24 protein-coding genes are annotated in these 25,171 nt (G+C 68.1%); 16 read left to right on the forward strand and 8 right to left on the reverse strand.

The features are described 5' to 3' along the window. Window positions 1-151 precede the first annotated feature (151 nt). The 3 genes from Q9Q79_RS14885 (at window position 152) to Q9Q79_RS14895 (ending at window position 2,230) form a co-directional block, all read left to right on the forward strand. Complete coding sequence (locus tag Q9Q79_RS14885; RefSeq protein ID WP_201864150.1) at window positions 152-1,513, forward strand: Hsp70 family protein; 1,362 nt, start codon at window positions 152-154, stop codon at window positions 1,511-1,513. A gap of 271 nt (window positions 1,514-1,784) precedes the next feature. Continuing rightward, window positions 1,785-2,036 (forward strand): YkgJ family cysteine cluster protein, encoded by a 252-nt coding sequence (locus Q9Q79_RS14890; protein ID WP_005410565.1) that lies wholly within the window; start codon window positions 1,785-1,787, stop codon window positions 2,034-2,036. Window positions 2,037-2,047: 11 nt separating this feature from the next. Next, window positions 2,048-2,230, forward strand: coding sequence for a hypothetical protein (locus tag Q9Q79_RS14895; protein WP_005410566.1), 183 nt, complete (start codon window positions 2,048-2,050; stop codon window positions 2,228-2,230). Between the two features lie 49 nt (window positions 2,231-2,279). On the opposite strand, the gene Q9Q79_RS14900 is transcribed toward Q9Q79_RS14895, so the two are convergent. The 3 genes from Q9Q79_RS14900 to Q9Q79_RS14910 are packed head-to-tail and all read right to left on the reverse strand — an operon-like array spanning window position 2,280 to window position 4,280. Then, entirely contained in the window at window positions 2,280-3,161 is an 882-nt protein-coding gene (locus tag Q9Q79_RS14900; protein WP_012480952.1) for a DUF4097 family beta strand repeat-containing protein, read from the reverse strand. 10 nt (window positions 3,162-3,171) lie between these two features. Beyond that, complete coding sequence (locus tag Q9Q79_RS14905) at window positions 3,172-3,705, reverse strand: hypothetical protein (RefSeq protein ID WP_012480953.1); 534 nt, start codon at window positions 3,703-3,705, stop codon at window positions 3,172-3,174. Next, a complete protein-coding gene (locus Q9Q79_RS14910) occupies window positions 3,702-4,280 on the reverse strand; it encodes a sigma-70 family RNA polymerase sigma factor (protein WP_012480954.1) in 579 nt (192 codons plus the stop codon). Before Q9Q79_RS14910 ends, Q9Q79_RS14905 begins: the two co-directional genes overlap by 4 nt. A 126-nt stretch (window positions 4,281-4,406) precedes the next feature. On the opposite strand from Q9Q79_RS14910, the gene Q9Q79_RS14915 reads away from it, so the two are divergent. Both Q9Q79_RS14915 and Q9Q79_RS14920 read left to right on the forward strand, forming a co-directional pair. Continuing rightward, on the forward strand, window positions 4,407-4,586 hold the full coding sequence (locus tag Q9Q79_RS14915; RefSeq protein ID WP_044570681.1) for a hypothetical protein: 180 nt from the start codon (window positions 4,407-4,409) through the stop codon (window positions 4,584-4,586). Window positions 4,587-4,622: 36 nt separating this feature from the next. Continuing rightward, a complete protein-coding gene (locus Q9Q79_RS14920) occupies window positions 4,623-5,216 on the forward strand; it encodes a mechanosensitive ion channel family protein (protein WP_005410571.1) in 594 nt (197 codons plus the stop codon). A gap of 511 nt (window positions 5,217-5,727) precedes the next feature. Here the strand turns inward: Q9Q79_RS14920 and Q9Q79_RS14925 are convergent. Then, entirely contained in the window at window positions 5,728-5,994 is a 267-nt protein-coding gene (locus tag Q9Q79_RS14925; protein ID WP_005414219.1) for a DksA/TraR family C4-type zinc finger protein, read from the reverse strand. A 170-nt stretch (window positions 5,995-6,164) separates the two neighbouring features. Next, entirely contained in the window at window positions 6,165-6,722 is a 558-nt protein-coding gene (locus Q9Q79_RS14930) for a DUF2058 domain-containing protein (RefSeq protein ID WP_005410573.1), read from the reverse strand. Between the two features lie 62 nt (window positions 6,723-6,784). Here Q9Q79_RS14930 and Q9Q79_RS14935 point away from each other — a divergent pair, with 62 nt between their 5' ends. The 3 genes from Q9Q79_RS14935 (at window position 6,785) to Q9Q79_RS14945 (ending at window position 9,754) form a co-directional block, all read left to right on the forward strand. After that, the gene (locus tag Q9Q79_RS14935; protein WP_043035443.1) at window positions 6,785-7,285 is read left to right on the forward strand and encodes a M48 family metallopeptidase; all 501 of its coding nucleotides are present in this window, start codon (window positions 6,785-6,787) and stop codon (window positions 7,283-7,285) included. A gap of 47 nt (window positions 7,286-7,332) precedes the next feature. Next, window positions 7,333-8,031, forward strand: a complete 699-nt coding sequence (locus Q9Q79_RS14940) for an RNA pseudouridine synthase (protein ID WP_043035442.1) — start codon at window positions 7,333-7,335, stop codon at window positions 8,029-8,031. A gap of 130 nt (window positions 8,032-8,161) precedes the next feature. Beyond that, window positions 8,162-9,754 carry a phospholipase D family protein gene (locus Q9Q79_RS14945; RefSeq protein ID WP_043035441.1) on the forward strand — a complete coding sequence of 531 codons (1,593 nt, stop codon included), beginning with the start codon at window positions 8,162-8,164 and terminating at the stop codon, window positions 9,752-9,754. A 3-nt stretch (window positions 9,755-9,757) separates the two neighbouring features. Here the strand turns inward: Q9Q79_RS14945 and Q9Q79_RS14950 are convergent, their stop codons facing one another. Further along, on the reverse strand, window positions 9,758-10,834 hold the full coding sequence (locus tag Q9Q79_RS14950) for an HDOD domain-containing protein (protein WP_005410577.1): 1,077 nt from the start codon (window positions 10,832-10,834) through the stop codon (window positions 9,758-9,760). A 278-nt stretch (window positions 10,835-11,112) separates the two neighbouring features. Between Q9Q79_RS14950 and Q9Q79_RS14955 the strand changes: the two genes are divergently transcribed. Continuing rightward, window positions 11,113-12,210 (forward strand): Glu/Leu/Phe/Val dehydrogenase dimerization domain-containing protein, encoded by a 1,098-nt coding sequence (locus tag Q9Q79_RS14955; RefSeq protein WP_005410578.1) that lies wholly within the window; start codon window positions 11,113-11,115, stop codon window positions 12,208-12,210. A 44-nt stretch (window positions 12,211-12,254) separates the two neighbouring features. On the opposite strand, the gene Q9Q79_RS14960 is transcribed toward Q9Q79_RS14955, so the two are convergent. After that, the gene (locus Q9Q79_RS14960) at window positions 12,255-15,101 is read right to left on the reverse strand and encodes an autotransporter serine protease (RefSeq protein ID WP_024958251.1); all 2,847 of its coding nucleotides are present in this window, start codon (window positions 15,099-15,101) and stop codon (window positions 12,255-12,257) included. A gap of 183 nt (window positions 15,102-15,284) precedes the next feature. Here Q9Q79_RS14960 and Q9Q79_RS14965 point away from each other — a divergent pair, with 183 nt between their 5' ends. The 3 genes from Q9Q79_RS14965 to Q9Q79_RS14975 all read left to right on the forward strand — a co-directional run bounded on the left by Q9Q79_RS14965 (window position 15,285) and on the right by Q9Q79_RS14975 (window position 17,494). Beyond that, window positions 15,285-16,460 carry a thiolase family protein gene (locus Q9Q79_RS14965; RefSeq protein WP_005414213.1) on the forward strand — a complete coding sequence of 392 codons (1,176 nt, stop codon included), beginning with the start codon at window positions 15,285-15,287 and terminating at the stop codon, window positions 16,458-16,460. Window positions 16,461-16,584: 124 nt separating this feature from the next. Next, on the forward strand, window positions 16,585-16,926 hold the full coding sequence (locus Q9Q79_RS14970) for a hypothetical protein (RefSeq protein ID WP_005410581.1): 342 nt from the start codon (window positions 16,585-16,587) through the stop codon (window positions 16,924-16,926). Between the two features lie 157 nt (window positions 16,927-17,083). Next, window positions 17,084-17,494: a hypothetical protein gene (locus Q9Q79_RS14975; RefSeq protein WP_005410582.1), complete on the forward strand. Its 411-nt coding sequence runs from the start codon at window positions 17,084-17,086 to the stop codon at window positions 17,492-17,494. 236 nt (window positions 17,495-17,730) lie between these two features. Here the strand turns inward: Q9Q79_RS14975 and Q9Q79_RS14980 are convergent, their stop codons facing one another. Further along, window positions 17,731-19,368, reverse strand: coding sequence for an acyl-CoA dehydrogenase family protein (locus tag Q9Q79_RS14980; RefSeq protein WP_201864148.1), 1,638 nt, complete (start codon window positions 19,366-19,368; stop codon window positions 17,731-17,733). A 113-nt stretch (window positions 19,369-19,481) separates the two neighbouring features. Between Q9Q79_RS14980 and Q9Q79_RS14985 the strand changes: the two genes are divergently transcribed. The 4 genes from Q9Q79_RS14985 to pdeM are packed head-to-tail and all read left to right on the forward strand — an operon-like array spanning window position 19,482 to window position 25,171. After that, the gene (locus Q9Q79_RS14985; protein ID WP_005414211.1) at window positions 19,482-20,480 is read left to right on the forward strand and encodes a ligase-associated DNA damage response exonuclease; all 999 of its coding nucleotides are present in this window, start codon (window positions 19,482-19,484) and stop codon (window positions 20,478-20,480) included. Continuing rightward, window positions 20,477-22,084: an ATP-dependent DNA ligase gene (locus tag Q9Q79_RS14990; RefSeq protein WP_201864142.1), complete on the forward strand. Its 1,608-nt coding sequence runs from the start codon at window positions 20,477-20,479 to the stop codon at window positions 22,082-22,084. Before Q9Q79_RS14985 ends, Q9Q79_RS14990 begins: the two co-directional genes overlap by 4 nt. Beyond that, complete coding sequence (locus Q9Q79_RS14995) at window positions 22,081-24,540, forward strand: ligase-associated DNA damage response DEXH box helicase (protein WP_201864140.1); 2,460 nt, start codon at window positions 22,081-22,083, stop codon at window positions 24,538-24,540. Before Q9Q79_RS14990 ends, Q9Q79_RS14995 begins: the two co-directional genes overlap by 4 nt. After that, window positions 24,530-25,171 (forward strand): ligase-associated DNA damage response endonuclease PdeM, encoded by a 642-nt coding sequence (pdeM, locus tag Q9Q79_RS15000; protein ID WP_049402339.1) that lies wholly within the window; start codon window positions 24,530-24,532, stop codon window positions 25,169-25,171. Before Q9Q79_RS14995 ends, pdeM begins: the two co-directional genes overlap by 11 nt.

Here is a 25,171-nt window from a genome sequence, read left to right on the forward strand (position 1 = left end):
CCATTGTAACCGCCCGGTCCGGGGCCCCGGCTCCCTGGCAGGTGCCCGGCCGCCGCCATGACCGCGGCTGGAGCAGCCGTGACGCTGGAACTTGCAGTCGGCGACGAACTGCAGCAGAGTGCGCGGCCCCTGACCGCCCCCGGAACTCCCCATGCGCCTCGGCATCGACTTCGGTACCAGCAACTCCGCCGCCGCCATCGTGCATGAGGGGAAACTGCTGCCGATCCGTTTCGGTGACGCCGAACAGTTCCGCACCAGCGTGTACTTCCCCGGCGTGGTGCCCGACCCGGACGACTTCCAGCTCGACGACGGCCAGGAACACCAGCTGCAGCAGATGATCGACAGCGCCGCGCGTGCAGCCCGTGTCGCCGGCCAGGAACGCACGCCGCAGGCGCTGCGCCGTGAAGCCCTGCGCGCCCTGCGCCGTGAATGGATGGAGGCCCGCGCCGGCAAGGAACGCAGCGCCAGCGACCTGCTGCAGAACGCGGTCTACGGCGACGACGCGCTGGAAGCCTATTTCGAGGAACACGAAGGCAACCTGGTGCAGAGCCCGAAGTCGATGCTGGGCTACAACCTGCACCCGCGCGCGAAGCAGACCATCACCGGCATCGCCGCGCACATCCTCGAACACATCCGCCTGACCGCCAGCGCCCAGCTTGGCCAGCCGCTGCGTGCCGCTCTGCTCGGCCGCCCGGTGCAGTTCCGCAGCTCGATCGGCGCGGCCGGCAATGACCAGGCACTGGATATCCTGCGCGAGGCCGCCACCCAGGCCGGCTTCGACCAGATCGATTTCCTCGAAGAACCCGCCGCGGCGGCCATGCACTACCACGCCGAAAGCCGCGAGCGGCACCAGGCGGTGATCGTCGACATCGGCGGCGGTACCACCGATATCGCGCATGCCGAAGTCGGCGGCGACGACGCCCCGCGTATCCACCGCGCGTGGGGTATCGCCCGCGGCGGTACCGACATTGATCTGGCGCTGAGCCTGTCCAGCTACATGCCGCTGTTCGGCCGCGGCATCACCCGCGTGCCCGCCCACCACTATGTGGAAGCAGCCACCGTGCAGGACATGACGCGCCAGCGCGACTTCCGCCAGCACAAATACGATCACGTCGACGAGCCGTGGGGCGGGCGCCTGCAGGCCCTGCAGGACACCGGCAATACCGCCCGCCTGTACCGCGATGTCGAACGCGCCAAGATCGCCCTCAGCGCCGCCAGCGAGCACCGCAGCACGCTGGACTACATCGCCCGCGACCTGCATGCCGACAGCAGCGCCGATGGCCTGGCCGCCGCCGCCCACGGCTACCTGGAGCAGATCCGGGAACTGCTGGCCCAGGTCCGCAGCGACATCGGGGGCGACCCGGATGCGGTGTTCCTGACCGGCGGCATGTCCCGTGCCGGCTACCTGCGCCAGGCCGTGGCCGAGGCCTTCCCGGGGGCCCGCATGGTCCACGGCGAGCCCTCGCTGGGCGTGGTCCAGGGCCTGGCGTTGGCGGCAGCCAGCCAGGATTAACAAAACGTTACGCGGTCTAAGTTACTCTTGGTCGGCTAGAACCCCGCTGCACCTTCCACCGGCCACGCCGGTGTGTGTCCACGGTGCAGCCTGGCCCGCCCTGCGGGCCTAGCGGCCATGCCTTCCTGGCTCGTTCATGGTCCGCGCAGCACCTGAGCCGCCATCGAGACCCGCTTTGGGCACCCGCCAGGCCCCTGTGGCCTTACAACCTGACGCAGCACCTGCACCCATCGACTGCCGCCGTTGTGACGCGGTCTGTTGCCGGCTGCCCGTGCTGCTGCAGCCCGGCGACCACGTGCCTGGCCAGTTCCTGTCACGCGACACCCACGGCCGTGCCGTGATGGCGCGCAACGAGGAAGGCTGGTGCGCGGCGATCGATCCCTATCACCTGCGCTGCACGATCTATTCGCAGCGCCCGGCGATCTGCCGCCAGTTTTCGATGGGCGGCGATGACTGCCGCCGCGAGCGGCAGGACTACCTGCGCCAGGCCGACGCCTGGGCGCTTTCCTCCCCTTCCACCTGACAGGAGCAACCATGCCCCGCAAGGCAAAGACCCCCGCGAAGGCCAGCAACAGCATCCGCAGCGAACGCAAGGGCGCGGCCGCCAGCACCGTGGTCAGCAGCGATTCGATCGCTTCGGACCTGGCAGCGTTCCGCAAGGCCGGTGGCAAGATCGAAGTCCTCGGCACCACCTGGGCGCTGAAGAAAGCCAGCTGACCCAGTACCGACCGCGGCGGCGCTGCCGCCGCGGCCTGCCGGACCGTGCTCAGCGATCCAGGCGTACCCGCACACTGCCCGAATGCGACTGGATGCGGATGTCTCCATCGCCGCCCCCCAGACGCGTATCGAGATGGCTGCCCGGCCCATAGCGCGGCCGCTCCACCTGACCGGCGTCGCTGTTGATCGAGCCGCTGAAGCTGTTCACCGACAGCTGTGCCGACACCGTGCGTGGCAGGCTCAGCGTGACCGAGGCACTGACCGATTCGACATTGATGCGGCCACCGGGCGCCAGCCCGGCCGCTGCCAGATCGATGCTGCCAGAGACGGTTTCCACCGCCAGTCGCTGCACGCGCCCGGCGTCGACCTCGACCCGTCCGGACACCGTCTGCGCACCGATATCACCGGACACGCCGCCGCCGGCCTCGATGCGGCCACTGACGGTGTTCACATCCAGCTTCGGCGTCTGCAGGCGTGCGCTGACGCTGCCACTGACCGTGTTGAGCTTGCTGTCGCCACTGCGGCCAGCCGCGCTCAGGCTGCCGCTGACCGTGTCGGCCTGCAGCCGTCGCACATCGATACCACTGATGTCCTGGCTGGCGCTGACCGTGCTCAGCAGCAGCTCCACCGATCGCGGCACGTTCAGCACCAGCGTTGCACCGCCGTTGTTGCTGCGGCGCGGATATTCGATCTCCCAGCGCACACGGTTGGCGCTTTTTTCCTGGCGCAACTGCAGGCCGTCGCTGAGCGTGCCGGTGAGCTGCACGTCATTGCGGTCCCAGCCACGCACGGTCACCTTGCCGGCCACGTTGCTCAGCTCGATGCGACCGCCCGCAGCCAAGGTGTGGCGCTCGTCGATGCGGGTGTCGGCCAGTGCCACGGCAGGGGTCAGCAGCAGCGCGACACAGCAGGAAATCAGGGTTCGGGTCATGGGGGTCTCCTCAGGTCGTCAGGCCGGACTCGGCGGCATAGGCCGCCTGCCGGGTCAGTTCCAGCCGCAACGCATAGGTGCGCTTGAGCTGGCCAAGCAGGTGCGGCGCACGCGGGTCCTGCGCCAGGGCGGCACGGATCTGCGCCGCGCTTTCATCCAGTTCATGCAGGGCCGGCTGCCATTCCGGCGCCCGTCCATCGGGCAGCGCGGCCACGGCCTGCTGGTACTGCTCGGTCATCGCCGCGGCCTGCAGCTGCAGGGCGGACGGCGCCGGCGTATCCGGCTGCGCATGCCGCCACGGCGCCACCACATACAGTGCCAGGCTGGCCGCCAGGGCAGCGCCGGCCGGCAACCACCAGCGGCGCCGCGAACGCACCGGCAGGACCACCACGTTGTCCGTTGGCTCGGGTGCTGCCTGCGGTCCACGCGGCGGCAGCCGGGCGGACAGGCGTGCCCAGCCATCGGCGGGTACATCGCGCTCGTTCGGCAGCGCGCGCAGCCGGGCCAGCAGGTCGTGATCGGAATCGTGTTCGTGTGTACTCATGTCATGTCTCCCAGCCGTGCGCGCAACAGGCCGCGCGCACGATGCAGCTGTGCCTTGGAACTGCCGACAGCCATCTGCAGCTGCTCGGCGATTTCCTGGTGTTTCCAGCCTTCGATATCGTGCAGCACCAGTACCGCACGCGCCCGTGGTGGCAGTGTCGACAATGCGCGCTCCAGGTCACGCTCGGTACCCGCGCAACGGTCATGCACCGCCAGTTCCAGCAGGCCGCCATCGACTTCCTCCAGACTGTCGTGATCCTGCCCTGCGGCGCGACCACGCAGTTCCATCAGTGCGGCGTTGACCCCCAGCCGATGCAGCCAGGTGGACAGGCTGCTCTCGAAACGGAACCCTGGCAGGGCTTTCCAGGCCTGCAGGAAGGCCTCCTGCAGCGCATCCTCGGCACGTGCCTGCTGGCCGCCACACAACCGCCACAGGACAGCGAATACACGCGGCGCGTGACGCCGGTACAGCAGTTCGTAGGCAGCGGTGTCGCCGGCGGCCGCCGCCCGTACCAGAGCGGGTTCGTCGACGGCGTCGTTGGCGGCGGGCGGCGCGGGCATGGTGGTGTCGAGCATATCGCTTGGATGCGGCGACCCGGGAAAAGGTTTAGAGCCGATCGACGGCCGATGCCATGCAACCTTTTCGACGGCTGCTGCATCCATGGAAGGTCCTTCGCGAATCTGCCGTCCGGGAGTCCTGCCATGTCCAGCCCTTCCTGCGCCGCCCTGCTGGTGATCGCTGCCTGCGTCCTGCTGCAGGCGCTGGGCCTGTCACTGCAGCTGCGCCCCGACAACGGCCGCGCCTGCCTGCAGCAGCACCGCCAGGAGCTGGTCTGCCTGGCCTGGACCCCGCCGGTCGAATCCCCCGCACGCGCCGGGTAACATCGAGGGCCGTTATTGCCACCCGTCGTCGCCCCCATGATGTTGTCGCTGAAGGATCACCTGCCGGCCTGGACCTACCCTTGGCTCCACGACGCGGGTATCGCCGTGAAGATCCTGCTCACCCTGCTGGCCGCGTGGCTGCTGCGGGTGCTGGCACGGCGCTTGATCCGCCGCTTCGCCGAGCACTACACGCTGCCACCGGAAATGGTGATGGGCGCGCGCCGGATCACCAGTTTCGTGGTCTATTTCAGCGCGGTCCTGTACATCCTCAGCCTGCTCGGCGCATCGCCGTCGGTACTGTGGACCGCGTTCACCGGCTTCGCGGCGGTGGGTGCGGTGGCCTTCTTCGCGGCCTGGAGCGTGCTCTCCAACATCTTCTGCACGCTGCTGATCTTCACCACGCGCCCATTCCGCCTGCATGACTACATCGAGGTGCTGGAGAACGGCGAGAAACCGGGCCTGAAGGGCCGGGTGATCGACGTGAACCTGATCTACACCACGCTGCAGGAGACCGGCGACGGCCACGAGGGCACGGTGCTGCAGCTGCCGAACAACCTGTTCTTCCAGCGCACGGTGCGGCGCTGGCGCGACCCGGCACAGGCCCCCGGCGGCATCCAGGGCGACGGCTGAGGGGGTTTTCCTTTGCAGGGCTGCGCCCTGCACCTGCCGAGGCCGAAGCCGAAGCAAGATCAAGAGCGGCATTCCGTGGGATGGCGGGGCGGTGTGGGTGGTCAGGACACGCCGTAAACCCGTCCATGGGGGCTCGATGGCGCCATCCATGGCGCCAACGGTCCTGCCCACCCACACCGCCCCACCTCTGACAGATTCCGTGCGCTGTTGGTGGGTGCCGACCGTTGGTCGGCACATCTGTCAGATATCGATAGTCAAAATTGAATCCGACCCCGTGCCGACCAACGGTCGGCATCAGCAGCGGGTTCCAACAGATCGCGGAAATCTGTCAGAGGCGGGGCGGTGTCGGAGTGCGGGGTGTCCGCGGCATGGATGCCGCGGCCAAGCCCCCATGGACGGGTTCACGGCGTCCCCGCACTCCGACACCGCCCTGCCAACCCACGGAATGCCAGCCTTTGATGTTGACGTTGCTTCTGCAGGTGCAGGGCGCAGCCCTGCAATAAAACACCCCTTACCTCAGCTGGCTGTCCTTGCTGCCACGCCGGTTGTACCCGGCATGCGCCTGCTCTTCGTCGTCGTGCGCCTGCTGGCACGCCACGCACAGCCGTACCCCGGGCACGGCCTGGCGCCGCGCCAACGGAATCGGCGCGTCGCATTCCTCACAGTGTTCCAGACCAGGGCCCTGCCGCAGCTGGCGCCGCGCGCGGGCAATCGCATCGTCGACGGTGGCGTCAATCTGGTCCTGGACCGCGCCGTCTCCCGCCCAACCGGTGGCCATGGCCATCCTCCGCAGGTGTGTCGCCTGATATGGGGACGATACACCCGCGCACAAAGGAGCAGACCTGTGTTGAGCCGAGCCATGCCCGGCTGATCTTCAGCAATCTGAGCAGAACGTGGAGGGCTTCAATCAGGTCGATCGCGACTTAATCCCCTCCGTCCCCTTTTTGCTTACCAGACCAGGTCGTCGGGCACCTGGAACTGCGCGTAGTAGGCGTCGTCCTCGGCGTTGCCGGTGGAGATCTCCGCGGTCGAGCCCGGCTGGCCGTGGTCGACGATGATCGCTTCCGGGGCGCGCTCACGCACCTTCTCGGCAGCAGCACGTGGCAGCAGCGCGTAACCGTCGCCGTGGGCAACGATGACCAGCACGCCGACCGACAGCGCCTTGCGCAGCTTGGGGTCGATCAGCAGGGTGCGGATCGCCGCGCCATCGCTGAAGCGGTACTCGTCATCGCCCTTGTGGGGCACGGCATGGGCCGCGATGATCTGCTTCGCCTGCGCCTTCTGTTCAGCCTGCCTGGCCTGCGCATTGCGCTCGGCGGCCAGCGCGCGGTCGCGCTCGATCTTCTCGGCGCGGACGCGTTCAGCCTCGCGCTGGACCTCGGCCGAGGTCGATTCGGCCTTGCCCTGGCGGGCCTTGGCCTGCTCGCGCGCGGCGGCGCTGGCCTGCGACTTCTTGGCCAGGCCGGCCTTGAGCAATTGTTCCTGCAGCGCGTTGGGCTTTGCCATGGTCGGTGCGTACCGCGTGTAATCTTGGATGCCCCATTCTACCGACGCCCCGCCGCCCCTGCATGGCAGTCCTGAAGTACCTCACCGGCTATCCCGAACCCCTGGTCGCCCAGGTCAGCGAACTGCTGGCGCAGGGCAAGCTCGGCCCCTGGCTGCAGCAGCGCTATCCCGACCCCCACGAGGTGCGCAGCGACCGCCAGCTGTACGACTACACCCAGGAACTGAAGGACCGCTACCTGCGCAAGTCGGTGCCGCTCAACAAGGTCTGCTACGACAACACGCTGGAAGTGATCAAGCACGCGCTGGGCACTCATACCGCCATTTCCCGCGTGCACGGCGGCCGCCTCAAGGCCAGCCGCGAGATCCGCATCGCCACCGTGTTCCGCCAGGCACCAGCAGCGTTCCTGCGCATGATCGTGGTGCATGAGCTGGCCCACCTGAAGGAAGCCGACCACAACAAGGCCTTCTACCAGCTGTGCCAGCACATGGAGCCGGATTACCTGCAGCTGGAGTTCGATACCCGCCTGTACCTGACCGAGCTGGCCAACCGCGGCCAGCGCTGACCGGCCGCAGCAGCTACACTGCGCGCCCCCTGCCCGACCTTGCCGCCATGGAACCGATCCGTCTCGACAAACGCCTGTCCGCCCTGCTCGGCATCCCGCGCGGCGAAGCGCGACGCTACATCGAAGGCGGCTGGGTCACGGTCAACGGCGACGTGGTGGAGCAGCCGCAGCGCCCGGTCGATGACAGCGCGGTGATCGTTGTGGCCGAGCAGGCCAGCGATGAAAAGGCCGAGCGGGTCAGCATGCTGTTGAACAAGCCGGCCGGCGTTGCCGCTGAGACCCTGTGTGCGCTGGTCAGCAGTGACAGCCGCAGCGAACTCGATGCCAGCGACATCCGTCCGCTGCAGCGTCACTTCCATGGCCTGCAGCTGGCCGCCTCGCTTCCGGCCAGCGACAGCGGCCTGGTGGTGGTCAGCCAGGATCCGGCCACGCTGGCCCATCTGCAGCGCAATCTTGGCCGCACCGAACAGGAATACCTGATCGAAGTGGCCGAGGGCGGCCCGGAGCGTGGGCCATGGCTGATGGCGCGTTTGCAGCAGGAGGCCGGCGGCGGCAAGGTCAGCTGGCAGAGCGAACAACGCCTGCGCTTTGCCGGCAAGGGGCTTACCGCCAAGGGCCTGCGTGCAGCGGTGACGGCCGCCGGGCTGCAGGTGACCGGGGTGCGCCGCCTGCGTATCGGACGCGTGGCGCTGGGGCCGCTGCCGCCGGGGCAGTGGCGCTACCTGGGCAGCGACGAGCGGTTCTGAGGTGTGCGGGTCAGAGCCCTTTCCTGTGGAATGGGATCCGACCCCATCGGTGACGCCCCCTCGGGGTGGGATCCCGTGCCGAAGGCAAGGGCTCTGACCCCCTGTCGATCGTGCAGGCATTCCTTCACGCATGGCGTGGCTCTACCATCGGGGCATGAGCCTGCCCAAGCCGCTGTGGCGACGCCTGCTGCGCATCGCTGCAATCATTCTCGCTGCGCTGGTGCTGCTGGTGCTGTCCGGCCTGCTGCTGGCCGACCACCTCACGCCGCAGGCACGGGGCACGCGTTCGCATGTGCTGCCACTGCAGCCGGCGCAGACCCGCATCGACCAGCAGATCGTGCCATTGCAGGAGGCCCATCCCGGCCAGTCCGGCGTGGCCTTCCTCAGTGATGGCATGGATGCCTTCGCCGCACGCGCGATGATCACCACGCACGCAGGCCGCAGCCTGGACCTGCAGTACTACATCTGGCACGACGACCTGATCGGCCACCTGATGGCCAAGGCGCTGTATGACGCCGCCGAGCGCGGCGTGCGCGTGCGCATCCTGCTTGATGACATGAATGCCAAGGACAAGGACGCGCTGATGATGGCGCTCGATGCGCATCCGAACATCGAGATCCGCCTGTACAACCCGTTCCGCAACCGGACCGGCATCCTGCGCATGGTGGAGATGGTGCAGCGCTTCTTCAGCGTGAACCACCGCATGCACAACAAGAGCTGGATCGCCGATGGCCGCGTCGCGATCGTCGGTGGCCGCAACATCGGCGAGGAGTATTTCAGCGCGCGCACCGATGTGAACTTCCAGGATCTGGACCTGCTGGTCGCCGGCCCCGCCGTGGAGCAGGCCAACCGCATCTTCGACGACTACTGGAACAGCGAAACCGCCATTCCGGTATCCGCGCTTGCCTTCCATACCGACGCACAGCTGCGCCTGCTGGTGCGCGAATCGGACCATGAGGCGCAGCGGGACGTGGCCCGGCCGTACCTGGCGCGCGTGGCCGAATCGCGCAAGCGGCAGCGCCCGAGCCCCGAGCCGCTGCACTGGAGCGGTGCAGTGCGCATCGTGTCCGACCCGCCGATGAAGCACCGCAAGGACGATCGCGCTGCCTGGCTGGTGTCGACCCTGATCAGCGAGCTGCAGGCCGCCAGGCACAAGGCCCTGTTGATCTCGCCCTACTTCGTTCCCGGCAACGAGGGCCTGGATGGCTTTTCGGCCATGTCCGGGCGGGGCGTGCAGGTCGGCGTGGTCACCAACTCACTGGCCGCCAATGACGTCGCCGCCGTACATGGTGGCTACATGGGCCACCGCGTGCCGTTGCTCGAAGCCGGCGTCCACCTTTACGAACTGAAGGCACAAGGGCAGTCCGGCGATGCCGGCGTGTTCGGCAGCAGCGGCGCCAGCCTGCATACCAAGGCGTTCCTGGTCGATGACCGCCGCGGTTTTGTCGGTTCGTTCAACCTCGACCCGCGCTCGGCCTATCTGAACACCGAGATGGGCGTGCTGTTCGACGATCCGGTGCTGGGCGCACAGCTGCGGGACGAGTACCTGCGCCTGGCTGATCCCAGGCACAGCTGGTGGCTGGCGCTGGATGACCGTCGCCGGTTGCGCTGGCTGGAGCGCGAACCGCCACCGCACTGGGTGGAGGCCGAGCCGGGGGCAACGGCGCGCAAACGCTGGTTGTCGCGGGTGATCAGCTGGCTGCCGGTCGAATCGCAGCTGTAGCGCTCAGGGCGTTGGACCCGCCTCTTCCTGTCCGGCCTCATCACGTGTTTCCACGCTGCGTCCATGCAGGCGCCGCCAGATCCAACGCAGGGCATGCGGCGGCGCTGAAGGCAACTGTTCGAGCAGGGCCAGCATGCGGCTCTGGCTGGCATGTCCATGCCGGCACAGCAGGCTGGCTGCCGCCGCAGCGCTGGCCAGACGCAGGCTGTCGGCGAGTGGGCCATCGGCCTCCGGCGCCAGTGCCTGGTGCACGGGCTCGGGCAGCTCCCAGGCTGCAGCCACGCGTTGTGCCAGCGGCAACGACCATTGTTGGAGCAGTTGCAGGGCCAGCGCCGGCTCCACGGTTTCGTCGCGTGCCTGCGCTTCCTGCAGCAGCTGGCGCATCACCAGCGCTGACCCCAGCCCCTGCACCAGGCCCAGCCACTGCGCAGCGAAGGCATCACCGAAGGTGACCGTGCGCGCATGATCGGCGGCCGCACGCGAAGCCAGCAGTGCGTGCTCCCAGATGATCGTACTGAACTGCGGAAACATGCCGCACTGCACCTGCATCACCGGCTGCACCAGCACTGCGCTGATGATCTGGCGCACGCCCTCGGTACCGACCAGGGTCACCGCACGCTGCAGGCTTTCCACCGGCCGCTCATGCACCTTGTAGGCCGGGCTGTTGGCGATGCGCAGCAGATTTCCGGTCAGCACCGGGTCCTGGCCGATGATCGCCGCCATCACCCGTGCCGAGGCGGCATCGTCGTTGACGGTCTGGATCAGCTGCGGCAGCAGTTGCGGGCGCCGTGGCAGGTGCCGGGCGGCCCAGTCACGGTCCTGCAGCGCGCGCGCCACCGCTTCGCCCAGTGCCGGATCCTGCACGGGGGCAGGCTCGCCAGCCAGCCGTGGGTACAGGGCAAGTGCATGCAGGCCGCGCTGCAGGTGGGCGGCGATCTCACCGGCCTGCAGGGCCTCGCCCTGAAGGCTGGCTGCGGCAGCAGCGACCGCCTGTCGCGATACGGCCGCCAGGCGCAACGGAGCCGCCCCGGTCGAACGCGCCAGCCAGCCGCGCAGCGATCGCCACCAGGCCGGCGTCATCGCCGCCTGCCCTGTCGTTGTGGTGCCCTTGCCGTCACTGACCGCCCTGCCTCTTCACGCGAATCCGGCCACCCGCCGTCGTCGCAGCATCGGCCGCACTTTCATCTTCTTTAACCGGAAGGGCGCCGATGTCGACGGCAGCGACCGGGGGAATGGACTAGAATGGCGCCGCGCGACCCGTCCCCCTGCACTGACGACGTCGCTTTTTTTGTTTTGGGACCCTACCGTTCACTGGCCGTTCGCTGCAGTTCGCCGCTGTTCGCGCCATCGGAGACGCCATGCTATTCGAAACCCTCGCCACCACCGGCCACGAACAAGTGGTGTTCTGCCACAACCACGATGCCGGCCTGAAGGCGATCATCGCCATCCACAACACCACCCTGGGCCCCGCCCTGGGCGGCGTGCGCATGCGCCCTTACGCCAGCACCGACGAGGCGCTGGCCGATGTGCTGCGGCTGAGCCGGACGATGACCTACAAGAATGCGCTGGCCGGGCTCAACGTGGGCGGCGGCAAGGCGGTGATCATCGGCGATCCGAAGACGGACAAGACCGAGGTACTGTTCCGCGCCTTCGGCCGCTACGTCGATTCGCTGGGCGGCCGCTACATCACCGCCGAGGACGTTGGCACCGACGTCAACGACATGGAGAACATCTACCTGGAGAGCCAGTTCGTGACCGGCGTGCACCAGGTCCATGGTGGCTCCGGCGATCCGGCGCCTTTCACGGCCTACGGCGCACTGCAGGCACTGATGGCGTCGATGCGCTTCAAGTTCGGCCATGAGGAAGTAGGCAAGACCAGCATCGCGGTGCAGGGCCTGGGCCACATCGGCATGGAACTGGTGAAACTGCTGCGTGACCGCGGCGCCAAGCTGTATGTCACCGACCTGGACAGTGCGCTGGTTGATCGTGCAGTCAGCGATTTCGGCGCCGAGGCGGTCAAGCCGGACGAGATCCACGAAGTGAACGCCGATGTGTTCGCACCGTGTGCGCTGGAAGGCGCGATCAACGCCGACACGCTGCCGCGGATCAAGGCCAAGATCATCTGCGGCACGGCCAACAACCAGCTGTCGAGCCTGGAGATCGGCGACGAACTGCATGCGCGCGGCATCCTCTACGCCCCGGACTACGCCGTCAACGCCGGCGGTGTGATGAACGTGTCGCTGGAGATCGACGGCTACAACCGCGAACGCGCGATGCGACTGATCCGCAGCATCTACCACAACCTCACCCGCATCTTCGAACTGTCGCAGCGCGAGAACATCGCGCCGCAGCGGGCAGCCGATCGCATTGCGGAAAGCCGCATCCTGTCGATCGGCAAGCTGAAGATGCCGCTGGGCCGCAGCACTCCGCGCCTGGGCAACCTGCGCGGCGGCTGAGGCTGCAGACGTCGCGCCGGGAGCCTTCCCGGCGCGACCGATTGCTAGAACCCGGTGCTGTAGCGCAACGCAGCCTGCCGCGCGCCCTCGCCACCGATACGCTGGTCGAAACCCAGGCTCAAGCGGCCATTGCGGCCCCACCACGATTCCAGCGCGACGCCGATCAGCGCACTGCCGCGCGGCGCATTCCAGCCTGCCAGCGGCGCCCAGGCATCCACGCCGACAAAACTGGCCTGCCAATCGGCGTCACCGCCGTCCAGCCGCTGCTGCCACTCGGCGTGTCCGCGCAGGTTCCAACGCCCCCAGCCCCGCTCGCCACGGATGCCGGCCAGCATCTGGCTGCGCTGCGCGCGGGTGGCATCACCCCGCAGGCCGAAGCCGAAACCGCCCAGCTCATTGAACGCATCGGTATCGACACGCGTGGTGCTGGCACCGAGGTAGGGCGTCACCGAAGCGCCTGCGCGGCCCAGGCGATATCCGCCTTCCACGCTGGCGCTGCTGAAACGCCCGCCGTAACGCGCCGAGACACCATAGGCGCCCGCACCCAGCAGCAGCTGGCGATCCAGCGCGCGGGTGAACTGGCCACTGCCGAACTGGGCCAGCGCATAGCCACGCCCCAGGTTCCAGCCAGCGTACAACTGTGCCTGCGCCTGGCGATCACGCCCGCGATCACCGCCGAAACTGCTGCCACCATTGCTGCGGGTCTCACCGAAGGCGACGCCCATCAGGCCGTTGCCGCCCAGCGGCAGATCCTGGCCGGCCATCCAGCCCCGGCTGTCGGCGGCGTTGCCGGCGAAGCTGCCCTGCCCCGCCTCACCCAGCGCGCTCTGCCAGCTCCCGCGCAGGCGCGGGGTGGCCTGTACACGATCGAAGCGCTCGGCAATCGCACGCCGCGACATGTCGATGCTGTCGAAGGTGGCGGCCTCGGCGCGGGCATGCGCCTGGCCGGACAGGCTCTGCAGGCTGTCGGCCAGGCCCTGCTGGCCGCCTCCGGCCCACTGCAGCGCACCGGCTGCCGTACCGAAGGGCGATCCCTGCAGGCCGGTGTTGCCGTCGAGCACTGCGAATGCGCCTTCCAGGCGCTGCGCTGCGGCCTGTGCGGAGGCGCTCAGGCCACTGGCTGCGGCGGTGACGCTGACCTGGTTCACGTTCAACCAGGCGTTGTTGCTGTCGTAGCCATACGTGGGTGCCACCAGGGTCAGCCCCTGCAGGCCGGTGGAAGTGGCTTGGGTACTGAAGGTGCCGTTCAGGCCACCCGCGGCGTGGATGAGGTCCTGGCGCGTTCCGTTCTGCGGTACATAGCCGGAGACAAAGCCGTGCACACGCACCCCGCCATTGATCGTTGCGTTGCCGGTGACCTGAAGTGCGTTGGCACCGAGCGCGATCATCAGCTGCGCGCCGGGCTGCTGGGTGTAGTTGCCCTCGATGGTGCCGGTGGTATTGCCGGTGGTGAGGAACACGCTGCCGCCGTTGACCACATTGCCGATCACCCGCGGCGTGCCACCGTTGAACTGCAGACCGGTGGAATCCGGGTCGGGCTGGGCGAGGATCGTCACATTTGAACGGATCACGCCACCGTTCTGCAGCGTCAGGATGCCGCGCTCGATGCGGGTGGCGCCGGAATAGCTGTTGTTGCCGGCCAGTACCAGCTTGCCTCCGCCCTGCTTGACCAGGCCACCGCTGCCGGTGATGTCGTTGCTCCACATCGAGTTGGTCGAGCCGGCATCAACGTTGGCAACCACATCGCCCCAGTCGAAGCGGCCGGGACCGTTGATCGCGCGACCGATGTCGAGCAGGCCATAGCCGAACACCGGATCCACGCCGGGCGCACCGATGTCCTTGGCAGTGCCCAGCAGGGTCTGCCTCACCAGATCGTTGTTGAAGTAGGGGAAGCGCTGCCAGACCAGCGCCGCCGCACCGGAGACCAGCGGCGCGGCGAACGAGGTGCCGTAGTTCCAGTAGTAGCTGCCACCGTTGGCATCCGGGTAGACCGCGCTGCCCGGCGCTGCCAGGCAGTAGCGGGCCGCCTGGCCGCAGGCATTCGAATAGCTGGCCAGCGCGCCCGGCGTAAACGGGTCCACCGCCGTGGCCACCAGCCAGCCGCGCTCCAGATCGGCCGCCGGAAGCGTGCCTGCCACGCCCTTCTGGCTGGGCAGCGCGGCCAGGCTGCTCGGCTCGCTGCGGCCGTCATTGCCGGCGGCGAACACCACCAGGCCACCGTGGTTGATCACGAACGGCCGGTATTCGGCGGCTACCTGCGCGGTGGTCGGCAGATCGGTCCAGTACAGGCCGCCCCACGAGTTGTTCATCACCTTCACGTTGTAGCTGATCAGGTCCTGGTGGACCTGGGCCACGCCCAGCGGCCCACTGAAGGCATTGCCCTGGCCACTGCCGTCATCGGTCGGCGGCTTGTCGGAAATGATCCTTGCCGAGACGATCTGGGCGCCTGGCGCGATACCGCCCGGCCAGGTCCCCACTGCTGCGCCGGCAGCGAGGCTGGCCACGGCGGTGCCATGCCCGACCACGTCATCAACCGCCAGGTTGTTCCTGGCGGGATCGATGTAATTGAAGTTGGCCAGCACGCGACCATTCAAGGCCACCGCGTTGCGCTGCACGCCCGAATCGACGATGCCGATGCGCACGCCCTGCCCGGTCAGGCCGGCGGCCTGTGCGGCGCGCGCGTTGGTGACTGAAAGATGCGCATCAAAGGCCGGCTCCTGCGGCTTGGCCGGCGGTGGTGTCGTCGGCGGAGGCGTGGTTGGAGGTGTCGGCGTGGTCGGGGGCGGGTCGACGCGCACGTTGCTGCCGCCTCCGCCGCCTCCACCACAGGCCGTCAGCGCCATCGCCAGCGCGGTTGCCAGCACAGACCTCACCATCATCGTTCGCTCCATCGATTCCTTCCCGTGAACGTTGGCCTGCCTTCATCCCGGCAGGCGTTCGGCGCCGCACAGCGGCAGCCCTCCCCGACCCTCTATACTTGGGCCGACCCCCACGCAGTCTGCCGGGAAACCGGGGCGCATCCAACGGCCTCCGGTCTCCTTTCCGAACATTGCTTACGCATCAACGAGATTGCCATGTCCAACATCGTCATCGCCGCCGCCAAGCGTACCGCCATCGGCTCCTTCCTCGGCCAGTTCAACGGCGTGCCGACCCCGACCCTCGGCGCCGCAGCCATCGCCGCCGCGCTGGAACAATCGGGTGTCCCGGCCAGCGACGTTTCCGAAGTCCTGATGGGCTGCGTGCTGCCGGCCAACCTCGGCCAGGCGCCCGCCCGCCAGGCGGCGATCGCCGCCGGCATTCCGCTGTCGGCCGGTGCCACCACGCTGAACAAGGTGTGCGGCTCGGGCATGAAGACCATCATGCTCGGCCATGACCTGATCAAGGCCGGCTCGGCCAGCATCGTGGTCGCCGGCGGCATGGAATCGATGTCCAACGCCCCGCACATGCTGCCGAACTCCCGTACCGGCAACCGTTTCGGCAACTTCCAGGCGGTCGACCACATGGCCCACGATGGCCTGGTCAACGCCTATGACGGCAAGGCCATGGGCGAATTCGCCGAGTGCGCGGTGGACAAGTACCAGTTCAGCCGCGAAGAGCAGGACGCCTATGCGATCGAGTCGGTCAAGCGCGCGCAGGCTGCCCAGGCCAATGGTGCGTTCGCCGACGAGATCGTCGCGGTGAAGGTCGCCACCCGCAAGGGTGAGGTCGAGGTCGCCACCGACGAGCAGCCGGGGCGCTCGGACATCGCCAAGATCCCGACCCTGCGTCCGGCCTTCAAGAAGGACGGCAGCGTGACCGCCGCCAGTTCCTCCAGCATCTCCGACGGTGCCGCCGCGGTGGTGCTGCTGACCGAAGAGGATGCCGCCGCGCGAGGCATCACGCCACTGGCCCGCATCGTCGGCCACGCCACCCACTCGCAGGAACCGGAGTGGTTCACCACCGCGCCGATCGGCGCGCTGCACAAGCTGCTGGGCAAGACCGGCTGGTCGCTGGACCAGGTCGATCTGTTCGAAATCAACGAAGCCTTTGCCGTGGTGGCGATGGCCCCGATGCGCGAACTGGGCATCCCTCACGACAAGCTCAACGTGAATGGCGGCGCCTGCGCACTGGGTCACCCCATCGGTGCCTCCGGCGCACGTCTTGTGGTGACGCTGGTCAACGCTCTGCGCACGCGTGGTGGGAAGCGCGGCATTGCCACCCTCTGCATCGGCGGCGGCGAAGCAACGGCAATCGCCATCGAATTGATTTAAAAAGATTTAACGATGATTTCGCAAAAATGAATGCGGGATCGCTTGACACCCAATCTTGGCTTGTCATCATGTTGTCGGCGCGCAGCATGCGCGTTGCCTAATTCTAACGACGAGGATTCACACAATGAGCATCAACAAGCTGCTGGTCGCGATGTCCCTGGCTCTGGCCCTGGCCGCCTGCTCGAAGCAGGAAGCTGCCCAGGACGCCGCTGCTTCGGCCAACGAAGCCGCCACCGAAGCCCAGGCTGCTGCCGACCAGGCCGCCGCTGCTGGCGCCCAGACCGCCGACGCTGCCCAGCAGGCCGCTGACACCGCCGCCACCGCTGCTGACGCCGCCACCGACGCCGCTGCCCAGACCGCCGGTGCTGCCACCGACGCTGCTGCCGGCGCTGCTGCTGACGCTGCCAAGGCTGCTGAAGGCACCGCTGAGAAGGCCAAGGACGCTGCTGAAGAAGCCAAGAAGTAATAACTTCTTTCTTCACGCTGTTCTGGAAAAGCCGCTGGTTCGCCAGCGGCTTTTTCTTTGCGTGGATGCCGGCGATCAAGCCCCTGCATCGCGACCCGGTCTTCACAACGGCATGAATAGGCTGGCGTCCCCATCCATTGCAGTGCCGGAGACCGCCATGAAGATTCGTCCGATCACCACCACCCTGCTGGCCGCCTCCCTGCTGCTGGCCCTGGCCGCCTGCAAGGGCCCGGAAGCCGAACAGGCCAAGCAGGACGCGCAGCAGGCGGCCGACAGCGCCGGCGCTGCCGCCCGCGACGCCGTCGACAAGGCTGCTGCCGCCACCCGCGAAGCCGCCGACAAGACCGCCGCCGCTTCCGAGCAGGCCGCCGCCGATACCCAGCAGGCGCTGGACAAGGCCGCAGACGCCACTGCCAACGCCGCCGACAAGGCCAAGGACGCCGCAACCGACGCCGCCGCGCACGCCAGCGACGCCACCGCCGACGCCGCGCAGAAGGTCGCCGACAAGGCCCGCGATGTCGCCAATGACGCCAAGGCCAACGCCGCCAAGGAAGAAGCCAAGCACTAAGCCTTACCGGCAGCCGAGCACCGGCTCGGCTCCACAGGAAAAGCCGCGGCACTGCCGCGGCTTTTCTGCTTTTCGCTCCCTGCTTCTTCTGTTGATTCCGTGGTGTGCGCCCACGGAAAGTGTCCAAGGACGCGCGGGCAGGTTGCGCAGGGGCGTAAGCGCCATGGATGGCGCGCCCGAGCCTTATCTGATGAAAATCTGTCAGCGTAGGTGTCGAGAGCCGGCGTGGGCCGCCGCTACGGCAGCGCGCGCGCCAGCATCGCCGTCAGCTCCAGCCCCGCCGGCAGCGTCCCGAACGCCAGCCCATGCTCCCCTTCCAGCCGGCTACGCACGAACGCCTCCGCCATCGGACTGCGCGCACGCAGCAGCAGCGCCGCCTGCAGCAGCAGCGCAGTGCGCTCGCAGAACAGCCGCGCCTGCGCTTCCTCCGGTGGCGGCGCCGCTGCCCAACGCTGCAATGCTGCTGCATAGCGCGCATCACGGTCAGCCACCGACGCCAGCTCACCGCGCAACGCCGCCATCGCCTCCGGTTCACGCGCCAGCGCACGCAGCACATCCAGGCACTGGATGTTGCCGCTGCCCTCCCAGATCGAATTCAACGGTGCCTGCCGGTACAGGCGGGGCAGCATCGACTCCTCCACGTAGCCGGCACCGCCCAGGCATTCCTGCGCTTCATTGACGAAGGCCGGCGCACGCTTGCACAGCCAGTACTTGCCCAGCGCCGTCCCCAACCGCGCCATCGCCGCTTCATTGGCATCCACACCGGCACGATCCACCGCGCGTGCGATGCGCATCGCCAACACCGTGGCCGCTTCCGACTCCAGCGCCAGATCAGCCAGCACGTTGGTCATCAGCGAGTGCTCCACCAGCAGCTTGCCGAAGGTGCGCCGATGGCGTGCATGATGCAGCGCCTGCGCCAGCGCCATGCGCATCTCCGCGGCCGCACCCAGCATGCAGTCCAGGCGGGTCATCATCACCATCCCGATGATGGTCGCCACGCCACGCCCTTCTTCGCCCACGCGCCATGCCTGCGCGCCACAGAACTCGACCTCGCTGGACGCATTGGACCAGTCACCCAGCTTGTCCTTCAGCCGCATCAGCCTGAATGCATTGCGGTCGCCATCGGCCAGCCGGCGCGGCATCAGCAGGCAGGTCAGCCCGCCCGGCGCCTGCGCCAGCACCAGGAAACCATCGCACATCGGCGCGGAAAAGAACCACTTGTGGCCGACCAGGCGGTAACGTTCGCCATCGATCGGCTCGGCGCGCGTGCTGTTCGCACGTACATCCGAGCCGCCCTGCTTCTCGGTCATGCCCATGCCCAGCGTGATGCCGGTCTTGTCCGCCACCGGAACGTCGCGCGGGTCATAGACCGGCGCGGCGGCCTCGCGCGCCCAGTCGGCCAGGTGCGGCTGCGACTGCAACACTGCCACCGCCGCATGGGTCATGGTCAAGGGGCAACTGGTGCCGGCTTCGGCCTGGTGGTGCAGGTAGCTCAGCGCCGCACGCGCGACGTGTGCGCCGGGCTGCGGCTCGTGCCAGGACAAACCCGCCACGCCATGCTGCTTCGCTGCGGACATCAGCTGGTGGTACGCAGGGTGGAACTCGACCGTATCAATGCGGTGGCCCTGCGCATCGTGCGTACGCAGCCGCGGGCGATCACGGTTGGCATCGAAGCCAAGCCGGTACAACTCGTCGCCGGCCAGGGCCCCGTACACGGCCAGGCGTGGCGCTAAGGCACCGGCACCCTCGCGATGCACCGCCTCCGCCAACGCCACATCGTCGGTCCACAGCTGGCGGCCCGCGAACGGTGGCGGCTGGTTCAGCACCACATGGGTTTCAAACGGCGCGTTGCTGCTGAAGCTGGGTCCACTCATCCGGTCCATCCTGGCGGCAAGAGGTATGCGGTCCGATTGTGCCGCATGCCCCGCCAAGCCCGTGTTCAGGCCGGTTCTCACCGCCTGCACGAAGCGCAGGCCACAGTGGCCGCATGGAAGGCAATGACGATCTGGTGGTGCTGCGTCCGGAGGGGCTGTACTGCGCCGCGGGAGATTTCCACATCGATCCCTGGCGCCCGGTGCCGCGCGCGGTCATCACCCATGGCCACGGCGACCACGCGCGCCCGGGCATGGGCGAATACCACTGCAGCGAAGGAAGCCTGCCGATCCTGCGCTGGCGGCTGGGCGATGTTGGCGTGCAGGCGCACGCCGAGGGGGTGCCGTTCCGCTTGGGCCGGGTGCAGGTATCGCTGCATCCGGCCGGTCATGTGCTCGGTTCGTCGCAGGTGCGCATCGACGATGGTGAACGGGTGTGGGTGGCGTCCGGCGACTACAAGCGCCAACCCGACCCGACCTGCACGCCCTTCGAAGTGGTGCCCTGCGATACGTTCATCACCGAAGCGACGTTCGCGCTGCCGATCTATCGCTGGCCGGACACCCCGGCGGTCGCCGCAGAGATCGTGGCGTGGCGCCGCGAATGCGAACAACGTGGCGAAGCGGCGATCCTGCTGTGCTATGCACTCGGCAAGGCGCAGCGGGTGCTGGCCGAGTTGTTGCCACTGGACGACCGCCCCGCGTGGCTGCACGGCGCCATCGCCAATGGCGTGTCGGTCTACCGGCAGGCCAACATCCCGATGCTGGAGACGCTCACCGTCGCCGAACAGGGGCGTCAACCCGATGCCGCCGGCCAGTTGATCCTGGCCCCACCCTCGGCCGCAGGCACGCCGTGGATGCGCCGCTTCGGGCCGCATCAACTGGGGTTCGCCTCGGGGTGGATGCAGCTGCGCGGCAACCGGCGACGCCGCAACGTCGACCGGGGCTTCGTCATTTCCGATCACGCTGATTGGCCCGCGCTGCTGCAGACCATCGAACAGACCGGCGCGCAGCGGGTCATCGCCACCCATGGCAATACCGATGCATTGATTCCGTTCCTGCGCGAGCGCGGCGTGGCGGCTGAAGCCTTTCGCACCGACTTCGGGAGCGAGGAATGAAGGCCTTCGCCGCGCTCTACCAGCGCCTGGACCGCAGTACTGCGACGCTGGACAAGCGCGCCGCACTGGTCGACTACTTCCGCCACGCAGCGGCGCACGATGCGGCGTGGGCGCTGTACCTGCTCAGCGGCGGCAAGGTCGGCGGCGCACGCCGCAGGATCGCCGCCAGTGGTGAGCTGCGCAGCTGGATTGCCGAGGAATCCGGACTGCCCGCCTGGCTGGTGGAAGACAGCTACGCTCAGGTCGGCGATCTGGCCGAAACACTGACACTGCTGCTGGATGACCCCTTGCATCCCGCCGCCGACCGGCCGTTGTCGGACTGGATCGAACAGCATCTGCTGGCGGTGGCCAACCAGCCCGAAGTGGTGCGCCGTGCGGCGGTCGTCGCCGGCTGGCAGCAGCTGCGTAGCGGCGAGCGCCTGGTGTTCAACAAGCTGCTCACCGGCGCGCTGCGCGTGGGTGTCTCGCAACGGCTGGTGCAGCAGGCGCTGGCAGAATGGTCCGGCCTGGACATCGCGCGCATCGCCCAGCGCATGCTCGGCGAGTGGGTGCCCTCTCCCGCGTTGCTGGGGCAGCTGCTGTCGCCGGATGAACTGCCACTGGACCGGCAGCAGCCGTACCCGTTCTTCCTGGCCTCACCGCTGGAGGGCGAACCCGGCGAACGGCTGGGTCCGGTCGAAGACTGGCTGCTGGAGTGGAAGTGGGATGGAATCCGTCTGCAGCTGCTGCGCCGACGCGGTGAAGTGGCGCTGTGGTCACGTGGCGAGGAACGGCTGGATGGCCGCTTCCCGGAAATTGAACAGGCCGCGATGGCGCTGCCCGACGGCTGCGTGCTGGACGGAGAACTGCTGGCCTGGGACGAGAGCGACGACCTGCCGCGCGCCTTCACCGCGCTGCAGACCCGCATCCAGCGTCGCAAGCCCGGTGCAGCGACCTTGCGCAACACCCCGGTACGCGTGCTTGCCTACGACCTGCTTGAACGCGATGGCGAGGATCTGCGCGGGCTGCCACTGCAGCAACGGCGTGCACAGTTGGCCGAGGTCATCGGTGCCCTGGGCGATACACGCATCCAGCTGTCGCCCGACGTACCCGCTGGAGACTGGCTGCAGGCGGCCACGTTGCGGGAGGCCGCCCGTGAGCGGGGCGTGGAAGGGTTGATGCTGAAACGCCGGACGTCCGCCTACCAGTCAGGGCGACGGCGCGGCGACTGGTGGAAATGGAAGGTCGACCCCCTGACCATCGATGCCGTGCTGCTGTATGCGCAGGCCGGCCATGGACGGCGCAGCACGCTGTACACCGATTACACCTTCGGCGTCTGGGACGGCGATACGCTGGTGCCGGTGGCCAAGGCCTATTCGGGCCTGGATGACAGGGAAATCCTGGCCCTCGATCGCTGGATCCGCGCCAACACCCGTGAACGGTTTGGCCCGGTGCGCAGCGTGCGTGCCGAACAGGTGTTTGAACTGGGCTTCGAGGCAGTCAACCGCAGCAGCCGGCACAAATCCGGCATCGCCGTGCGCTTTCCCCGCATCCTGCGCTGGCGCCACGACAAGCCCGCCACCGAAGCCGACCAGCTGGCCACGCTGCAGGCGCTGGCGCGATGAACCGCCGCGAGGCGTTGCGCCGGCTGGAAGACTGGTTCGCTGCGCGCGGCTGGCGCTCACTGCCGTTCCAGCGCGCGATGTGGCGGCACTATCTGGCGGGCGACTCCGGGCTGCTGCACACCCCCACCGGCAGCGGCAAGACGCTGGCCATGTTCGGCGGCCCGCTGCTGCAGGCGATGCTCGATCCACCGTCGGCACCGCGCCGGGCCAGCGCGGTGCGGCCGCTGCAGGTGCTGTGGGTGACGCCGCTGCGGGCATTGGCCAGTGATACCGCACGTGCGCTGCAGGCAGTGGTCGACGGGCTGGGCTTGGGCTGGCGGGTCGGCCTGCGCAGCGGCGATGCCAGCAACCGCGAGCGCCGGCAGGCCCGCGAAGGCCGCGTCGACGTGCTGGTGACCACGCCGGAATCGCTGGCACTGCTGCTGAGCTATCCAGACACACTGCCACGCATGCGCCAGCTGCGCTGCGTGGTGGTGGACGAATGGCATGAACTGCTGGGCAACAAGCGCGGCGTCCTGCTGCAGCTGAACCTGGCGGTGCTGCGCGACGCCGCTCCTTCCCTGCAGCTTTGGGGACTGTCGGCCACGCTGGGCAACCTGCCGCAGGCCCGCGACGTGCTGTTGCCTGGCCAACAGGATGCACCGATCGTACAGGGCGTTCGTCCGCGCGCGATCAGCGTGCGCAGCCTGCTGCCGGAACCGGGTGAACGTTTCCCTTGGGCGGGGCATCTCGGCCTGGCGCAGCTACCGCGCGTGCTGGACGCACTGATGGCCGTACGCAGCAGCCTGCTGTTCACCAACACCCGCGCGCAGGCCGAGCTGTGGCACCAGGCGCTGGCGGCGGTATGGCCGGAAGACGCGGACACGCTGGCACTGCATCATGGCTCGCTGGATCCAGCACTGCGGCAGCAGGTGGAAGACGGCCTGCGCGCAGGCGCGTTGCGCTGCGTGGTGGCGACCTCCAGCCTCGACCTCGGCGTGGATTTCCCGGAGGTTGAACAGGTACTGCAGCTGGGCAGCCCCAAGGGCGTGGCGCGGCTGCGCCAGCGCGCCGGGCGCGCACGCCATCGTCCCGGCGCCAAGGGGGCCATCGTCTGCATACCCAGTCACGCACTGGAACTGGCCGAATATGCAGCGGTGCGCCGCGCACTGCAGGAAGGCGTGGTCGAAGCGCGTCGACCGCCGACGTTGTCACTGGACGTGCTGGCACAGCATGCGGTCAGCCGCGCCCTCGCTGGCGGCTTTGACAGTGATGCGCTGCTGGCGCAGGTGCGTCGCACCCATGCCTTCGCCACGCTGGGCGATGAACAATGGCGGGCCGTGCTGGACTTCATCGTGCAGGGTGGGCAGGCGCTGGCGCAGTACCCCGATTTCCACAAGGTCGTGCGCGATGCCGATGGCAGCTACCGCATGCACGATCGCCGCCAGGCGCTGCGGCACCGCCTGTCGATCGGCACCATCAGCAGCGATGGCAGCGTGCGCGTGCAGTTCCTGCGCGGTGGCGGGCTTGGTGCAGTGGAGGAGCAGTTCGCCAGCCGCCTGCGTCGCGGCGACCGTTTCCAGTTCGCCGGGCGCCTGCTGGAACTGGTGCAGCTGCGCGACATGACCGCTTTCGTGCGGCTGGCACGAGGGCGCGGCGATGGTGTGGTGCCGCGCTGGCAGGGAGGCCAGTTGCCACTGTCGATGCCACTCGGCCGTGAGCTGGAGTGGGTGCTGTCCGGCGCCGACGACAGTGCCGAATCCCGCTGGTTGTCACCGTTGCTGGCACTGCAGCAACAGCTGTCGGCGCTTCCCGGCCCAGAGCACCTGCTGGTGGAAGAGGTGCGGCGCCGCGAAGGCCAGTTCATGTTCGTCTACCCCTTTGCCGGCCGCCACGTACACGAGGCACTGGCCGCGCTGTTGGCGCTGCGCTGCACCCGCCAGCAACGCAACAGCATTGGCTATGCGGTGAACGATCATGGCCTGGTGCTGGCGCCGGCGCGGCCGATCGATCTGGATGAGGCGCAATGGCGTGCGTTGTTCGGCAATGACCGGTTGCTGGCCGATCTGCGCGAGGCAGTGAACCTGGGCGAGCTGGCGCGACGTCAGTTCCGGGGCATCGCACGCGTAGCAGGCCTGCTGGTGCCCAGCCTGCCCGGTGGCATGCCACGGTCGCTGCGCCAGCTGCAGGCGTCCGCGGGCCTGCTGTACGACGTGCTGCGCGAGCACGATCCGGAACACCTGCTGCTGGCGCTGGCGGAACATGAAGTGCTGTACGACAGCCTCGACCTGCCGGGGGTGCAGCAGGTACTGGAGCGGATCGGCACGCAGCAGCTGTCGCTGCAGCGACCGTCATCACTCACGCCGCTGGGCTTTCCATTGTGGGCCGAACGCCTGCGCGGTCAGTTCAGCAATGAAGACTGGCGTATGCGCGTGCAGCGCGCGGCCCAGCAACTGGAGCGCCGCCATGACCGATGAATTGCCGCTGCTGCTTGCTGGTGAGTCCGTGGTCCTGGTGGGCGCGCGTGCGCTGTACTGGCCCGCGCGGCAGGCACTGCTGATCGCAGACCTCCATCTGGGCAAGGCCGATGTGTTCCGTCGCGCCGGCATCGCGTTGCCCAGCGGCGGCACCGGCGAAGACCTGCAACGCTTGCAGCGGCTTCTGGACCTGCATGCCTGCCGCGAGCTGTGGATCCTGGGCGACATCCTGCATGGGCCGGCGCATCGCGCTGGGTGGTACCAGCAATGGCTGGGATGGCGTGAACGCAATGCTTCTCTGGACGTGCATGTCCTGCGCGGTAATCACGACCGCCAGCTGCCGCATGCGCAGTTGCAGGTCCAGATCCACGATGAAGTACGACTGCGGCCGTTCCTGCTTCGGCATGAGCCGATGCCCGATGCGGCGCTGCATGTGATCGCCGGGCATCTGCACCCGCAGGTTGCCTTGAAGCCACTGCGACGGCGCTTCCCCGCGTTCTGGCTGCGTGACCGGATGACGGTCCTGCCGGCCTTCTCCGCATTCACTGCAGGCATCGTGCCTGCCCCCGCCCGCGGCGAACAGATGATCGCCTGCGTGGAAAGCGGCCTGGTGGAACTGCCGGTCGCCTGA

It is taken from the genome of Stenotrophomonas sp. a6, from assembly GCF_030913325.1.
In the GTDB taxonomy this organism is placed as follows: Bacteria; Pseudomonadota; Gammaproteobacteria; order Xanthomonadales; family Xanthomonadaceae; genus Stenotrophomonas; species Stenotrophomonas maltophilia.

What these genes read in the sequence shown, in the direction of transcription:
- Q9Q79_RS14970 (WP_005410581.1), top strand. Translation starts at nt 16,585, where the DNA reads ATGAGCATCAACAAGCTGCTGGTCGCGATGTCCCTGGCTCTGGCCCTG.
- Q9Q79_RS14935 (WP_043035443.1), top strand. Translation starts at nt 6,785, where the DNA reads ATGGCAGTCCTGAAGTACCTCACCGGCTATCCCGAACCCCTGGTCGCC.
- Q9Q79_RS14975 (WP_005410582.1), top strand. Translation starts at nt 17,084, where the DNA reads ATGAAGATTCGTCCGATCACCACCACCCTGCTGGCCGCCTCCCTGCTG.
- Q9Q79_RS14990 (WP_201864142.1), top strand. Translation starts at nt 20,477, where the DNA reads ATGAAGGCCTTCGCCGCGCTCTACCAGCGCCTGGACCGCAGTACTGCG.
- Q9Q79_RS14930 (WP_005410573.1), bottom strand. Translation starts at nt 6,722, where the DNA reads ATGGCAAAGCCCAACGCGCTGCAGGAACAATTGCTCAAGGCCGGCCTG.
- Q9Q79_RS14995 (WP_201864140.1), top strand. Translation starts at nt 22,081, where the DNA reads ATGAACCGCCGCGAGGCGTTGCGCCGGCTGGAAGACTGGTTCGCTGCG.
- Q9Q79_RS14985 (WP_005414211.1), top strand. Translation starts at nt 19,482, where the DNA reads ATGGAAGGCAATGACGATCTGGTGGTGCTGCGTCCGGAGGGGCTGTAC.
- Q9Q79_RS14910 (WP_012480954.1), bottom strand. Translation starts at nt 4,280, where the DNA reads ATGCTCGACACCACCATGCCCGCGCCGCCCGCCGCCAACGACGCCGTC.
- Q9Q79_RS14960 (WP_024958251.1), bottom strand. Translation starts at nt 15,101, where the DNA reads ATGGAGCGAACGATGATGGTGAGGTCTGTGCTGGCAACCGCGCTGGCG.
- Q9Q79_RS14925 (WP_005414219.1), bottom strand. Translation starts at nt 5,994, where the DNA reads ATGGCCACCGGTTGGGCGGGAGACGGCGCGGTCCAGGACCAGATTGAC.
- Q9Q79_RS14980 (WP_201864148.1), bottom strand. Translation starts at nt 19,368, where the DNA reads ATGAGTGGACCCAGCTTCAGCAGCAACGCGCCGTTTGAAACCCATGTG.
- Q9Q79_RS14940 (WP_043035442.1), top strand. Translation starts at nt 7,333, where the DNA reads ATGGAACCGATCCGTCTCGACAAACGCCTGTCCGCCCTGCTCGGCATC.
- Q9Q79_RS14965 (WP_005414213.1), top strand. Translation starts at nt 15,285, where the DNA reads ATGTCCAACATCGTCATCGCCGCCGCCAAGCGTACCGCCATCGGCTCC.
- Q9Q79_RS14900 (WP_012480952.1), bottom strand. Translation starts at nt 3,161, where the DNA reads ATGACCCGAACCCTGATTTCCTGCTGTGTCGCGCTGCTGCTGACCCCT.
- Q9Q79_RS14905 (WP_012480953.1), bottom strand. Translation starts at nt 3,705, where the DNA reads ATGAGTACACACGAACACGATTCCGATCACGACCTGCTGGCCCGGCTG.
- Q9Q79_RS14920 (WP_005410571.1), top strand. Translation starts at nt 4,623, where the DNA reads ATGATGTTGTCGCTGAAGGATCACCTGCCGGCCTGGACCTACCCTTGG.
- Q9Q79_RS14885 (WP_201864150.1), top strand. Translation starts at nt 152, where the DNA reads ATGCGCCTCGGCATCGACTTCGGTACCAGCAACTCCGCCGCCGCCATC.
- Q9Q79_RS14950 (WP_005410577.1), bottom strand. Translation starts at nt 10,834, where the DNA reads ATGACGCCGGCCTGGTGGCGATCGCTGCGCGGCTGGCTGGCGCGTTCG.
- Q9Q79_RS14915 (WP_044570681.1), top strand. Translation starts at nt 4,407, where the DNA reads ATGTCCAGCCCTTCCTGCGCCGCCCTGCTGGTGATCGCTGCCTGCGTC.
- Q9Q79_RS14955 (WP_005410578.1), top strand. Translation starts at nt 11,113, where the DNA reads ATGCTATTCGAAACCCTCGCCACCACCGGCCACGAACAAGTGGTGTTC.
- pdeM (WP_049402339.1), top strand. Translation starts at nt 24,530, where the DNA reads ATGACCGATGAATTGCCGCTGCTGCTTGCTGGTGAGTCCGTGGTCCTG.
- Q9Q79_RS14895 (WP_005410566.1), top strand. Translation starts at nt 2,048, where the DNA reads ATGCCCCGCAAGGCAAAGACCCCCGCGAAGGCCAGCAACAGCATCCGC.
- Q9Q79_RS14945 (WP_043035441.1), top strand. Translation starts at nt 8,162, where the DNA reads ATGGCGTGGCTCTACCATCGGGGCATGAGCCTGCCCAAGCCGCTGTGG.